This is a genomic window from Serratia marcescens (assembly GCF_001902635.1).
In the GTDB taxonomy this organism is placed as follows: domain Bacteria; phylum Pseudomonadota; class Gammaproteobacteria; order Enterobacterales; family Enterobacteriaceae; genus Serratia; species Serratia marcescens_F.
Map to the genome: position 1 here is coordinate 156,154 of NZ_MJAO01000006.1, position 13,159 is coordinate 169,312.

The 13,159-nt window shown below is 61.7% G+C and carries 11 protein-coding genes; 6 read left to right on the plus strand and 5 right to left on the minus strand.

Annotated elements, in window-relative coordinates:
• The first annotated feature begins 119 nt into the window (after positions 1-119).
• The 4 genes from mgtA (at position 120) to BHU62_RS07905 (ending at position 6,542) form a co-directional block, all read left to right on the plus strand.
• Complete coding sequence (gene mgtA / locus BHU62_RS07890; RefSeq protein ID WP_073531421.1) at positions 120-2,828, plus strand: magnesium-translocating P-type ATPase; 2,709 nt, start codon at positions 120-122, stop codon at positions 2,826-2,828.
• Between the two features lie 267 nt (positions 2,829-3,095).
• Entirely contained in the window at positions 3,096-5,492 is a 2,397-nt protein-coding gene (locus tag BHU62_RS07895) for a beta-N-acetylhexosaminidase (RefSeq protein ID WP_073531422.1), read from the plus strand.
• A gap of 142 nt (positions 5,493-5,634) precedes the next feature.
• A complete protein-coding gene (locus BHU62_RS07900; protein WP_073531423.1) occupies positions 5,635-6,213 on the plus strand; it encodes a hypothetical protein in 579 nt (192 codons plus the stop codon).
• A 62-nt stretch (positions 6,214-6,275) separates the two neighbouring features.
• Positions 6,276-6,542: a hypothetical protein gene (locus tag BHU62_RS07905; protein ID WP_073531424.1), complete on the plus strand. Its 267-nt coding sequence runs from the start codon at positions 6,276-6,278 to the stop codon at positions 6,540-6,542.
• A gap of 47 nt (positions 6,543-6,589) precedes the next feature.
• Here the strand turns inward: BHU62_RS07905 and ridA are convergent, their stop codons facing one another.
• From ridA to argF, 5 genes are all read right to left on the minus strand, one after another.
• Positions 6,590-6,976 carry a 2-iminobutanoate/2-iminopropanoate deaminase gene (gene ridA, locus BHU62_RS07910; protein ID WP_004933379.1) on the minus strand — a complete coding sequence of 129 codons (387 nt, stop codon included), beginning with the start codon at positions 6,974-6,976 and terminating at the stop codon, positions 6,590-6,592.
• A gap of 157 nt (positions 6,977-7,133) precedes the next feature.
• Entirely contained in the window at positions 7,134-7,598 is a 465-nt protein-coding gene (pyrI, locus tag BHU62_RS07915; protein WP_073531425.1) for an aspartate carbamoyltransferase regulatory subunit, read from the minus strand.
• 12 nt (positions 7,599-7,610) lie between these two features.
• Positions 7,611-8,546, minus strand: a complete 936-nt coding sequence (gene pyrB, locus BHU62_RS07920; protein WP_073531426.1) for an aspartate carbamoyltransferase — start codon at positions 8,544-8,546, stop codon at positions 7,611-7,613.
• Positions 8,547-8,835: 289 nt separating this feature from the next.
• The gene (locus BHU62_RS07925) at positions 8,836-10,404 is read right to left on the minus strand and encodes an ABC transporter substrate-binding protein (RefSeq protein ID WP_073531427.1); all 1,569 of its coding nucleotides are present in this window, start codon (positions 10,402-10,404) and stop codon (positions 8,836-8,838) included.
• Positions 10,405-10,598: 194 nt separating this feature from the next.
• A complete protein-coding gene (gene argF, locus BHU62_RS07930; protein WP_073531428.1) occupies positions 10,599-11,618 on the minus strand; it encodes an ornithine carbamoyltransferase in 1,020 nt (339 codons plus the stop codon).
• A 162-nt stretch (positions 11,619-11,780) separates the two neighbouring features.
• Between argF and rraB the strand changes: the two genes are divergently transcribed.
• Positions 11,781-12,206, plus strand: a complete 426-nt coding sequence (gene rraB, locus BHU62_RS07935) for a ribonuclease E inhibitor RraB (RefSeq protein WP_073531429.1) — start codon at positions 11,781-11,783, stop codon at positions 12,204-12,206.
• Positions 12,207-12,386: 180 nt separating this feature from the next.
• Positions 12,387-13,151, plus strand: a complete 765-nt coding sequence (miaE, locus tag BHU62_RS07940; protein ID WP_015376459.1) for a tRNA isopentenyl-2-thiomethyl-A-37 hydroxylase MiaE — start codon at positions 12,387-12,389, stop codon at positions 13,149-13,151.
• Positions 13,152-13,159 lie beyond the last annotated feature (8 nt).

Consider the following 13,159-nt stretch of genomic DNA (forward strand, 5'->3'; position numbering starts at 1 on the left):
GAAAAAAAGAATAAGGATCTGCGTTGGCAGAGGCTTTTTGGCGTGCCCGCCGCAAGCCCGGCCGATGACGATCCCCGTTTACCCGCTGCCGTGAGGCACCGGGCGACGAGGTGCGAACCATGAAACTGAAAAAACTCCCCCGTCAGCTGCTGGGCCTGTTCGCCCGCAGCCTTCCGCGCCGTTTGGTGCACCGCGACAGCCTGCTGGACAGCGTCGGCGGCGCTGCGCGCGATATGCCGGCCGGCCTGGCGCAACAGCGGCTGGAATGCGCCGCCGCAGAGACGATGCAGCTGTTTGAGCGTTTTCACAGCCACCCGGAAGGCATCACCGCCCATGAGGCGGAGCTGGCGCGTCAGCGCTGCGGCGAGAACGTCATCGACGATCAGCAGAAAGAGGCCTGGTGGCAGCACCTCTGGCACTGCTACCGCAACCCATTCAACCTGCTGCTGACCGCGCTCGGCATGATCTCTTACGCCACCGAGGATCTGACCGGCGCATTGGTGATCGCGCTGATGGTGCTGATCTCCACGCTGCTGAACTTCATCCAGGAGGCGCGATCCAACCGGGCGGCCGACGCGTTGAAGGCGATGGTGAGCAACACCGCCACGGTGATCCGCAGCGACGCGCTCACCGGCAAGAGCGAACATGTGGAGCTGCCGATCGCGCAGCTGGTGCCGGGCGATATCATCAAACTGGCGGCCGGCGACATGATCCCGGCGGATTTGCGCGTGCTGTCGGCCAAGGATCTGTTCATCAGCCAGGCGGCGCTGACCGGCGAATCGCTGCCGGTGGAAAAATCCGCGGCGCCGCAGGCGTTGGCGGCCGATCCGCTGGACTGCCCGAACCTGTGCTTTATGGGCACCAACGTGGTCAGCGGCACCGCGCTGGCAATGGTGATCGGCACCGGCGGCGGTACCTATTTCGGCCAGCTGGCGCAGCGTGTCACCAGCCAGGATGAGCAGCCGAACGCCTTCCAGAGCGGCATCAGCAAGGTCAGTTGGCTGCTGATCCGCTTTATGCTGGTGATGACGCCGATCGTGCTGCTGATCAACGGCTACACCAAGGGCGACTGGTGGGAAGCGGCGCTGTTCGCGCTGTCGGTGGCGGTCGGGCTGACGCCGGAAATGCTGCCGATGATCGTCACCTCGACGCTGGCCAAAGGGGCGGTGAAACTGTCGCGCCAGAAGGTGATCGTCAAACGGCTGGATGCCATCCAGAACTTCGGCGCGATGGATATTCTGTGTACCGACAAGACCGGCACCCTGACCCAGGACAAGATCGTGCTGGAGCGCCACACCGACGTGTTCGGCGCCAGCAGCGAGCGGGTGCTGCGCTACGCCTGGCTGAACAGCTTCTACCAGACCGGTCTGAAAAACCTGCTCGACGTGGCGGTGCTGAGCTGCGCGGAGCAAAATCAGCAGCCGGAAGCGCTGCAGCACTACCGCAAGGTGGATGAGATCCCGTTCGACTTTGTGCGCCGCCGCATGTCGGTGGTGGTGGCCAAGGACAACGAGTATCACGAGCTGGTGTGCAAGGGCGCGCTGGAAGAGATGCTGGCGATTTGCAGCCACGTGCGCCACGAAGACGAGGTGATCCCGCTCAGCGAGGCGCTGCTGGCGCGCATTCGCCGCATCACCGACGATCTCAACCAGCAGGGGCTGCGGGTGGTGGCGGTGGCCAACAAGATCCTGCCGGCGCAAACCCGTGAATACGGCGTGGCGGACGAGTCGGATCTGATCCTCGAAGGCTATGTCGCCTTCCTTGATCCGCCGAAGGAGAGCACCGCACCGGCGCTGGCGGCGCTGAAACAGAACGGCGTCACGGTGAAGATCCTCACCGGCGACAACGAGCTGGTGGCCGCCAAAGTGTGCCGGGACGTCGGGCTGGAGGCCGATCACCTGCTGCGCGGCAGCGAGATCGAGCAGATGGACGACGAGCAACTGGCGCAGGCGGCGGCGCGCACCACGGTGTTCGCCAAGCTGACACCGCTGCACAAGGAGCGCATCGTCAAACTGCTGCGCCGCCAGGGGCACGTGGTGGGCTTTATGGGCGATGGCATCAACGACGCGCCGGCGCTGCGTGCGGCCGATATCGGCATCTCCGTCGATTCGGCGGTGGACATCGCCAAGGAAGCCGCGGACATCATCCTGCTGGAAAAAAGCCTGATGGTGCTGGAGCAGGGGGTGATCGAAGGGCGCCGTACCTTCGCCAACATGCTGAAATACATCAAGATGACCGCCAGTTCCAACTTCGGTAACGTGTTCAGCGTGCTGATCGCCAGCGCCTTTCTGCCGTTCCTGCCGATGCTGCCGCTGCACCTGTTGATTCAGAACCTGATGTACGACATTTCGCAGATCGCCATCCCGTTCGATAACGTCGACGACGATCAGATCACCCAGCCGCAGCGCTGGAACTCCGCCGATCTGGGGCGGTTTATGGTGTTCTTCGGGCCGATCAGCTCGATCTTCGACGTACTGACCTTCAGCCTGATGTGGTGGGTATTCAAGGCCAATACGCCGGAAATGCAGACGCTGTTCCAGTCAGGCTGGTTCGTAGAAGGGCTGCTGTCGCAAACGCTGATCGTGCACATGATCCGCACGCGCAAAATTCCGTTTATCCAGAGCCGCCCGTCCTGGCCGCTGTGCATCATGACGCTGGCGGTGATCGCCACCGGCATCGGCCTGGTGTTCTCGCCGCTGGCCGGCTTCCTGCAGCTGCAGGCGCTGCCGCTCGGCTACTTCCCGTGGCTGGTGCTGATCCTCGCCGGTTACATGGTGCTGACCCAGTGCGTGAAAGGCTGGTTCGTGCGCCGCTACGGCTGGCAATAACCCGTTCGCCCCCTCCGGCCGGGAGGGGGCAACTGTGATCCCGTCCGCTTTTTCACCGTAACGGTTGGACATCTGTTCTGTGCTAAGTCTTTATCTACAGCGTTGGCTGTTTTCCCCTGCGCCTTTCAAGCCACCGCGTTGTTGGCTGTACGCCCGCCCCCCAGTGACTTAGCAGGCCTAAGCGCCTGGGGATGCAGGCGCTTGCCGCCTGGCGGTGGTTTGAAATTCATTGGGGATATTTTGTTTTTTTCCTCTGAGGAATTTCCGATGCACAGACCTTACCGTTATACGCTACTGGCTTCATCGTTATGGTTTTCTTGCGGCGCGCTGGCGCAGCCGGCCGGCGATCTGCCGCTGATGCCCTGGCCGCAGCAGGTGGAAGTGACGCAACCTGCGGGCAAGCTGGTGCTGGATCACCGCTTGTCTCTGACGCTGCAGGGTGACGACTTGGGCGACGCGCTGCCGCGCTGGCGCCAGCGCATCGAACTGCAGACCGGCTGGACGCTGGCGCCGGCGGGTGAAGCGAAGGGCGGCGCGGCGATCAGGGTGATGATCAAAGATCGGGTGGCGGCGCAGCCGCTGCCGGGCAGCGACGAGAGCTACCGGCTGGCGGTCACGCCGCAGGGCGCCACGCTGACCGCCAACACCCGCTTCGGCGCGCTGCGCGGCATGGAGACCCTGCTGCAGCTGCTGCAGACCGACGGGCAAAATACCTTCCTGCCGCTGGTGGATATCCGCGACGTGCCGCGCTTCCCCTGGCGTGGCGTCTTGTTGGATTCGGCGCGCCATTTCCTGCCGCTGCCGGACATTCTGCGCCAGCTCGACGGCATGGCGGCGGCCAAGCTTAACGTGTTCCACTGGCACCTGACCGACGATCAGGGCTGGCGCTTTGCCTCCGAGCATTACCCCAAGCTGCAACAGCAGGCCAGCGACGGCCAGTTCTACACCCGCGAGCAGATGCGGCAGGTGGTGGCTTACGCCACGGCGCGCGGCATTCGCGTGGTGCCGGAGATCGACATGCCGGGGCACGCCTCCAGCATCGCGGTGGCCTATCCCGACCTGATGAGCGCGCCGGGGCCGTATCGCATGGAGCGCGAGTGGGGCGTGCATAAGCCGACGCTCGATCCGAGCCGCGACGAGGTGTATCAGTTTGTCGACACGATCGTCGGCGAGCTGGCGGCGATCTTCCCCGATCCTTATCTGCACATCGGTGGCGACGAGGTGGACGCCAGCCAGTGGCGGGCGTCGCCGTCGATTCAGGCGTTTATGCAGAAGAACGGGCTGGCGGATACCCATGCGCTGCAGGCCGACTTCAACCAGAAGCTGGAAAAGATCCTCGAGAAACACCAGCGGCAGATGGTCGGCTGGGACGAGATCTACCATCCGTCGCTGCCGCGTTCGATCGTCATTCAGTCCTGGCAGGGGCAAGACTCGCTGGGTGCCAGCGCCCAAGACGGCTATCAGGGCATTCTCTCCACCGGTTTCTACCTCGATCAGCCGCAAAGCACCGCCTATCACTACCGTAATGAAATTCTGCCGCAGCCGCTGGGGGTTGAGACGGCGGTGCAACCCGGCGAGCAGGCGCAAAGCTGGCGTTTCAGCCTGCCGCGCCTGAAGGGCAGCGCGGTGGAGGGCAGCTTCACGCTGATCGAGGGCAAGCAGGGCTGGCGCGGCTTTATCGATTTCAACGGCAAATCGCGCCGCGCGGTGCACGACATCGTCTGGCGCACGCCGCAGCAGGTGACGTTCCGCGTCGATACCTGGATGGGCGACACGCGGCCGGTGTTCACGCTGCAGCAGGACAAGCTCAGCGGCTATACGCTGGTCGGCAACGTGCGTTACCCCACCCGCGGCGACAAGCTGGCGGCGGTGCCGGCGGGCAAGATGCCGGTGGTGCCGGACGAGAAGGGGCAGGCCAACATTCTCGGCGGCGAAGCGGCGCTGTGGGCGGAAAACGTGCGCGCGCCGCTTCTCGATCTTAAGCTGTGGCCGCGCGCCTTCGCGGTGGCGGAGCGGCTGTGGTCGGCGCAGGACGTTACCGACGAAAGCAACATGTACCGGCGGCTGGCGGCGATCGACGCCTGGTCGGTGGTGTCGGTCGGCCTGCAGCAGCACGCGGAAACGGCGCGCGAATTCACCCGGCTGAGCAACAGCGTGCAGATCGTGCCGCTGCAGATCCTGGCAGAGGCGGTGGAGCCAGCGCAGTATTACACCCGCCAGCACCTGAAGTTCCAGGCCGGCAACTATCACCAGTTCGAACCGCTGAACCGCTTTGCCGATGCGCTGCCGCCGGAGAGCGGCGCGGTGCGCGACATGCATGCCCAGGTCGCGGCCTTGTTGCAGGATAAGCGCGATAAGGCGGCGGCGCAGGCGCTGCGCGAACGGCTGCAGCGCTGGCAGGCGAACGGCGCGGCATTGCAGACGGCGATCGCGGGCAACCGCACGCTGCGCGAGCTGGCGCCGGTGGCGCAGGACGTTGGCGCCTTGGCCACGCTGGGCTTAACGCTGCTGGATCGCCATCAGCAGGGCAAACCGCTGAGCCGGGCCGAGTCCGAGCAAGCGCAGCGCCAGCTGGATGCGGCGGCGCAGACGCGCGACGAAGTGGTGATTGCGGCGGTGTACCCGCTGGAGGCGCTGCTGCGCGGGATGCAAACGGTGCAGTAAGGATAGGTTGACTAAGAAACTGCGGGGCGTATTCCATATCTCGACACTGCGGTGTGGTTGAAAGAGCAGAAACGACGGGCTGGTTGTAAAATCCAGCCCTGGCTGTTCATTCAATACGGTTTACGCATTCAAGGGATTGATAATGCCGCATGTTTTTAATGTCCGATTGATTGGAGAAGGCGCATTGGCTGCAACCAATGACATCTTTGCTGAGGCCGGGTATGGCGTCCGGGTGCAAATGATGAATGCTGAGGATTTTGAGTGGTGCGTTGCGCTGGCCCGCCAACAGCCTGAAGAGCGCCGTATTCCCTGGGCGCTGAATGGCGCCGCGTTGGGCGATCCTGACGGCTTTACGTTTAGCTTTAAGATACTGGGCATCGATGACCGGCCAGCAGGTGCCTGTATCTGCCGGTTTTGTCCGGCTTCGGGCGAGCAACTGGCGATGTTAAACATTGAGATGCTGCAAAATTTTCGTATTAGAGCCTCGAGCCTTGATGGCAATACGCTACGTTTTGCGCTCTATGTCGCCGTGCTCTTTATGGTGGATACGGCATGCGCAGGTTTGCGCTTAATATCGCCGATTAATACGGAGTTGGCCGATTATTATATAAATCATCATCATTTTGTCGATCTCACCGGGGGGCTAAAACAGATACTTTATCGAGATGCTGAGGCGCTTTTCCTGTGGTTCCAGGAAGGTTTTTCGCCGCCGGCCTCATAATTGAAGGTGGGTGAAATTTGCGCAATAATGGCGAAATGCCGGTAGGGGCACAGGAGGTTCGCATGGTGATAAAGTCAACAAAACGTCAGGTAACAAAACCTGCCTCTTATGCGCTGAAGGTGTATAAATTCGGCATGGAAGGTGTAGATACAGTGAAAATCTATACATCTGAACAGATTGACCGCATAACGCCTCGCGGTAAACCGATTACGGCTTCGCGAGAAGAGGTTATCGCCGTTTTGAAGCTGGCGGCGAAGCAGGTTAACGCTTCATCCTCTCCGGATGCTGAAACTCTGGGCTGTGTCCGTCAGCGCCAAGCATTCAATTAATTGAAAAACGGCCAGTCTGCACTGGCCGTGATGCGCGTGCGTGTCGATTAACGACGCACGGCGATGGCTTCGATTTCGATCTTCACGTCTTTCGGCAGACGTGCCACTTCCACGCAGGAGCGGGCCGGGAACGGCGCGCTGTGTTCGGTGAAGAAGGCTTCGTACGCGGCGTTGACGGTGGCGAAGTCGTTCAGGTCTTTCACGAACACGGTGGTTTTCACGATGTCGGCAACGATCAGGCCGGCGGCTTCGACGATCGCTTTGACGTTTTCCAGCGACTGGCGCGCCTGAGCGGCGACGTCGTCGGCGACGGCGCCGGTTTTCGGATCGACCGGGATCTGGCCGGAAGTGATGATCATGCTGCCCAGATCAACGCCCTGCACGTAAGGACCAATGGCTGCCGGGGCGAGTTCAGTGCTGATGTTACGTGACATGTTTTCTCCTGATAGACCCGTTGTCTTTCACGCCGCCGCGCTCGGCCGCAGCTTGAAATTCGGTGGGTAGCAACGTGGGTAGAGTTATTTTCAGAGGGCCCATTATAGGGCGTCACCGGGAGAATAACAGCGCCATCTCCCGGTACAAATGCCGGACTTAGTCCGCCTGCAGCACCACCTGATGCTCGAACTCTTTTTCGCAGTAGCGGCACTTCAGGTGCACTTCGCCGTCGCGCGGCTTCACGCTGAAGCTCGACGCCACCGGCTCGCTGCGGCTGATGCAGTTGCTGTTCGGGCAGGTCAGCACGCCGTCGATGTGGTCCGGCAGGCTGAGGGTCAGCTTGCGCACCACTTCGTAGTTGTCGATGCGGTTCACCGTGGCCTTCGGCGCGTACATCGCCAGCTGGTTGGCCTGTTGCTCGGTCAGAAACGTGTTCTCGATCTTGATCAGATCCTTGCGGCCCAGCTCGTTGGAGGGCAGGTTCAGGCCGATGGTGATGCGCTGATCGGTGGCGGTCAGCTTGAACAGCGTCAGCAATTTGAAGCCGACCTGCGCCGGAATGTGGTCGATCACCGTGCCGCATTTGATCGCTTCGACCTGCAGTTTGTTGTCGTGAGTCATGGCGGTTCCCCCTTAAAGAGCCAAGTCTGCGTTGAGCACCAGCGCCAGCAGCGCCTGACGAGCGAAGATGCCGTTGCCCGCCTGCTGGAAGTAGTAAGCGTGCGGCGTTTTATCCACGTCGGTGGCGATCTCGTCGATGCGCGGCAGCGGGTGCAGCACCTTGAGGTTGGCGCGCGCGCCGGCCAGATCCGCAGCGCGCAGCACGAACTGCGCCTTCACGTTGGCGTATTCGGACGGATCGAGACGCTCTTTCTGCACCCGGGTCATGTAGAGAATATCCAGCTCCGGCACCACTTCTTCAATGCTGCCGTGCAGGCTGTACTCGATGCCTTTCTCTTCCAGCATTTTCAGGATGTAGGCCGGCATCGCCAGTGCGTCCGGGGCGATGAAGTAGAAGCGGTTGCCTTCGAACTTGGCCAGCGCCTGGGTGAGCGAGTGCACGGTGCGGCCGTACTTCAGGTCGCCGACCATGGCAATGCTGAGGTTGCTCAGGCGCCCCTGGGTTTCCTGGATGGTGAACAGATCCAGCAGGGTCTGGGTCGGGTGCTGGTTGGCGCCGTCGCCGGCGTTGAGCACCGGCACGTTGCCGGAGAATTCAGCGGCCATGCGCGCCGCGCCTTCCTGCGGGTGGCGCATCACGATAGCGTCTACGTAGGTGCTGATCACCGAGATGGTGTCGGCCAGGGTTTCGCCTTTCTTGCCGAGCGAGGTGTTGCTGCCGTCGGCGAAGCCGACCACCGACGCGCCGAGGCGGTGCATCGAGGTTTCGAACGACAGGCGGGTACGGGTCGAGGCTTCGAAGAAGCAGCTGGCGATCACCTTGTGTTTCAACAGTTCCGGCTGCGGGTTGGTTTTCAGACCGGCGGCGGTGCGCAGCACCAGCTCCAGATCCTCGCGGCTGAGATCGTTAATAGAGATGATGTGTTTGTGATACAGCGGGTTGGCCATTTTTCACTCCTCCTCGACGCGTGCCCGTGGCGCGGGACTTTTTAAGGCAAAAAAAAGCCCCTCAATGAGGGGCTTGAAACGATCGGTTTAGCAACAGGAGAAACAACGGCAGCTGGCCGCCGATAGGCAGTCGGTTTTGTCGATTGCGGCTAACAAAACAAACGTCGTTTTTCATGCTTTCTCCTGGCAAATTGTGGCGCATTATACTCGCGCTTTTCGCCACTGCAAGCGTTAAAACGCCGTTTTTTGCCGCCCCGCAATCGATTGGCCGGCGATGGTCGCCCGCCGGCTATTTGCTGACACGATCGTAGTACACCATGTCGGCATTCAACCCCTGCTGGTAGCCTTTGACGTTGTCGCGCAGCACCACTTCGGTTTTGGCCTGATCGATAAACACGTACGGCGAACTGCGCTGCAGTTCCTGCTGCATGGCGGTGTACAGCGCGCGGCGCTTGGCCGGATCGGCTTCGGCCAGCGCCGCCAGCGTCTGCTGGTTCAACTGCGGGATCTGCCAGCCGTTCAACCCGGCCACCGTGCTGCTCTTGCCGTCGTTGTAGGCGAAGGCGCTGGCGTTGGAGTGGGCGTCGAAGTAATCCGGGATCCACAGGCGGATCGCCGCCTGATGCTGCCTGGCGCGCACGCGGGAGTAAACCTGGCTGCCCGCGGCCGGCAGCAGCTCTACCTTCACGCCGGCGGCGGCGAAGCTGCCCTGCAGCGCCTGCGCGATGGTGATGAACGGCGGCTTGTTCTCTACGTCCAGCGTAAAGGCGGCGTGGGTGATGCCGGCCTTGGCCAGGATGGCTTTCGCCTTGTCCGGATCGTAGCTGAACGGGTTGGTCTTCAGCGCGCCAGGCAGCCCGACCGGCAGGAAGCTCTGGTGCACGAAGTATTGGCCCTTCAGCAGATCCTTCGTGATGCCCTGATAGTCCACCAGGTAGCGCGCCGCTTCCCAGAAGGCCGGGTTGTTCAGCAGCGGATTGGCACCGTTGCCGGTGTTGAACACCAGGTAGTTTTGTTCGGCGGACGGGATCTCCAGCACCTTGACGCCCGGCTGGTTCTTCAGCGTGTCGGTCTGATCGGCGCCCAGTTCGCGGGCGATATCGGCGTCGCCCTGCTGGATCAGCAGGCGGCGGGTGGCCGGATCCGGCACGTTTTTAATGATGATGTTTTTCAGCTGCGGCTTGTCGCCCGGCGTGGTGGCGTTGGCGTCCAGCACGATCGCCTGATGCGGCTGATAGACGCGCATCTTGAACGGGCCGCTGCCGGCGGAGTGCATTTTCAGCCAGGCGTTGCCGAAGTCGCCGTCTTTGACGTTGGCCAGCGCCGCCTTGCTGTCGACGATCGAGGCGATCGGCGTCGAGAGGATATTCAGCGCCACCGCCGGGCTGACGTCCGCCGTCCAGCGCAGCTGCACGGTATGTTCGTCAATCTTTTTCAGCTGCGCGTCGATGTTGTCCGGCTGCCAGCCGAGCACGTTGAGGATGAACGCCGGCGATTTGTTCATCTTGACCGCGCGGCGGTAGGAGAAGATCACGTCGTCGGCGGTCAGCGGGTTGCCGGAGGCGAACGCCGCCTGCGGCCGCAGTTTCACCGTCAGCGTTTTGGCCGCCGCATCGCCCTGCCAGCTTTCCGCCAGCACCGGCGCCACTTTGGCCGGATCGTCGCGATCTGCCTGCACCAATCGTTGATACAGGCTGGGCACCGTCTGGATGCTGGAGAGTTCGTTGGCTTCCGCCGGATCGAGGCTGACGATGTCATCCAGCGATTGCACCACCACCAGCGTATTCGGCGGCGTGGCGGCTAACGCGGCGGCGGGCAGGGCGGCGAGCAGGAACAGCGGCAAGAGTTTGGCTTTCATCGGTATGTATCCCCTGAAGGCGCCGCAAGGCGGCGCTGAGCACGGTTTGTTATCGTTGGTTTTCACGGCGCGGGCGCCGTCGGCCTGTCACGGTAGAACCTTTGCCGGCGGTGGGCAAAGGTCAATCTGCTATTTGATATTCCAGGAATATATTAGCCGCCCTGGCCGGGGGGGCCAGGGCGGAGGGGGGATTGTCAGAGGGTTTTGCTCAGCGTGGCGACCAGCACCGCCTTGATAGTGTGCAGCCGGTTTTCCGCCTGATCGAACACTACGCTGTGCGCCGACTCGAACACCTCGTCGGTCACTTCCATGCCGCCGTGCAGATCGTACTGCTGCGCCATCTGTTTGCCGAGCGTGGTTTTATCGTCGTGGAACGCCGGCAGGCAGTGCAGGAACTTCACGTTCGGGTTGCCGGTCAGTTTCAGCATCGCCATGTTGACCTGATACGGCTGCAGCAGCGCGATACGCTCGTGCCAGGTCTCTTTCGGTTCGCCCATCGACACCCACACGTCGGTGTAGAGGAAATCGGCATCCTGCACCCCTTCGGCGATGTCTTCGGTCAGGGTGAGTTTTGCGCCGGTTTGCTGCGCCAGCGCCTGGCACTCGGCCACCAGCTCCGGCTGCGGCCAGCAGGCCTTCGGCGCCACCAGCCGCAGATCCATGCCCGCCAGCGCGGCGGCTTCCAGCAGCGTGTTGCCCATGTTGTTGCGCGCGTCGCCGACGTACGCCAGTTTCACTTCACTCAGCGCCTTGCCCGGCAGGTGTTCCTGTACGGTGAGCAGGTCCGCCAGCAGTTGGGTGGGGTGGAACTCGTCGGTCAGGCCGTTCCACACCGGCACGCCGGCGTGTTCCGCCAGGGTATCCACCAGCGCCTGGCCGTAGCCGCGATATTGAATACCGTCGTACAGGCGGCCCAGCACCCGGGCGGTGTCTTTCATCGACTCTTTATGGCCGATCTGGCTGCCGCTTGGGCCGAGGTACGTGACCTGGGCACCCTGATCGAATGCGGCAACTTCGAAAGAGCATCGCGTGCGGGTCGAGTCTTTTTCGAAGATGAGCGCAATGTTTTTGCCCTGCAGCCGGCGCTGTTCCTGCCCCTGCTTCTTGGCCTGCTTCAGGTCGGCCGAAAGCCGCAGCAGCGCCTGCAGCTCGGCGGGGGTGAAATCCATTAACCTCAGAAAGTGACGTTGGTAGAACGCATTGCCGGTGCTCATAGTCCGATTCCCTGATTGTTTAATTGAATTAAAATTCACTTTATATGTATGAATATTCAATTTCAACCCCGACAAGGAAATCTTTCACGTTTATCGTGGAAGCAATGTCGGCGGTGTGTGAAAATAGAAGGAATGAAGGCCATTTGACTTGAGGATATAGGCATGGCAAACCGCGAATTGCTGGAAGAACAACGTGAAGAGACTCGCCTGATCATCGAAGAACTGCTGGAAGACGGCAGCGATCCGGACGCGCTCTACACCATCGAGCACCATCTGTCCGCCGAGAAATTTGAGGTTCTGGAGCAGGCCGCCGTTGAAGCCTTCAAGCTGGGCTACGAAGTGACCGACGCCGAAGAGCTGGAAGTGGAAGACGGTTCGATGGTGATGTGCTGCGACGTGATCAGCGAAGTCGGCCTGAACCCCGAGCTGATCGACGCCCAGGTAGAACAGCTGGTGGCGCTGGCGGAACGCTGCGGCGTCAACTACGACGGCTGGGGCACCTACTTCGAAGATCCGAACGGTGAAGACGGTGAGGATGACGAAGACGGCGACTACATCGACGAAGACGACGACGGCAAACGCCACTAATCCCTTTCCGATCAATACCTGTGGGCCGGTTCTCGCCGGCCCCTGATATCCCCGTCGTCTTTCAAGCAGCAGCGTTGTTAGCTGCACTCTCTCACCCCAGTCACTTACCTAAGTAAGCTCCTGGGGATGAGTGAGCTGGCCGCCTAGCTGCAACTTGAAATACATAGGGCAATGAAGCCGATGACATACCAATCCCTGTTAGCCCCGATTTTAAGCTTCCTGCACTGTGAAACTCCCGATGCCTGGATCGACGCCGCGCGCCGTCCGGAGAACCTGCAGCTGTTGCTGACCGACCACCTGGTGTGCGAGCTGAAAGCCGCGCAGACCGGCATGTGGCTGATCCGCCGCTATGTGGCGGATAAAGAGAGCGGCGATGCGCTGTTGGCGCTGCTGCGCCCCTACGAGGCGTTTCTGCACGAAGCGCAGGGTGCGCCCGACACGCTGTTCCGGCAGGGCCAGTTCACCCGCAAGATCCTGCCGAAAAACGGGTCTGCCTACGGCCAGGATCTGGCGGATCGCATGGTGTTGTTAATCAAGGAAGAGTTGCACCACTTCTCGCAGGTGCTGGAGATCATGCAGGCGCGCGGGATCCCGTATCGCAAGATCACCGCCAGCCGCTATGCCAAAGGCATGATCCGCGAGATCCGCACCCACGATCCGGCGACGCTGATCGACAAATTGATCTGCGGTGCCTACATCGAAGCGCGATCCTGCGAACGCTTCGCCAAACTGGCGCCGCACCTGGACGACGAGCTGAACCGCTTTTACGTCTCGCTGCTGCGATCCGAAGCGCGCCACTATCAGGACTACCTGACGCTGGCCGAGCAGATCGCCGGCGGCGACATCAGCGAACGGGTGGCGCATTTCGGCCGCCTCGAAGCTGAACTGATCCTGTCCCCGGACAGCGAGCTGCGTTTCCACAGCGGCGTGCCCGCCGCCGCATGACGTTGAGG

Coding starts and splice junctions, on each gene's coding strand:
- miaE (WP_015376459.1), top strand. CDS start 12,387: ATGACATACCAATCCCTGTTAGCCCCGATTTTAAGCTTCCTGCACTGT.
- argF (WP_073531428.1), bottom strand. CDS start 11,618: ATGAGCACCGGCAATGCGTTCTACCAACGTCACTTTCTGAGGTTAATG.
- BHU62_RS07900 (WP_073531423.1), top strand. CDS start 5,635: ATGCCGCATGTTTTTAATGTCCGATTGATTGGAGAAGGCGCATTGGCT.
- mgtA (WP_073531421.1), top strand. CDS start 120: ATGAAACTGAAAAAACTCCCCCGTCAGCTGCTGGGCCTGTTCGCCCGC.
- pyrI (WP_073531425.1), bottom strand. CDS start 7,598: ATGACTCACGACAACAAACTGCAGGTCGAAGCGATCAAATGCGGCACG.
- ridA (WP_004933379.1), bottom strand. CDS start 6,976: ATGTCACGTAACATCAGCACTGAACTCGCCCCGGCAGCCATTGGTCCT.
- rraB (WP_073531429.1), top strand. CDS start 11,781: ATGGCAAACCGCGAATTGCTGGAAGAACAACGTGAAGAGACTCGCCTG.
- pyrB (WP_073531426.1), bottom strand. CDS start 8,546: ATGGCCAACCCGCTGTATCACAAACACATCATCTCTATTAACGATCTC.
- BHU62_RS07905 (WP_073531424.1), top strand. CDS start 6,276: ATGGTGATAAAGTCAACAAAACGTCAGGTAACAAAACCTGCCTCTTAT.
- BHU62_RS07925 (WP_073531427.1), bottom strand. CDS start 10,404: ATGAAAGCCAAACTCTTGCCGCTGTTCCTGCTCGCCGCCCTGCCCGCC.
- BHU62_RS07895 (WP_073531422.1), top strand. CDS start 3,096: ATGCACAGACCTTACCGTTATACGCTACTGGCTTCATCGTTATGGTTT.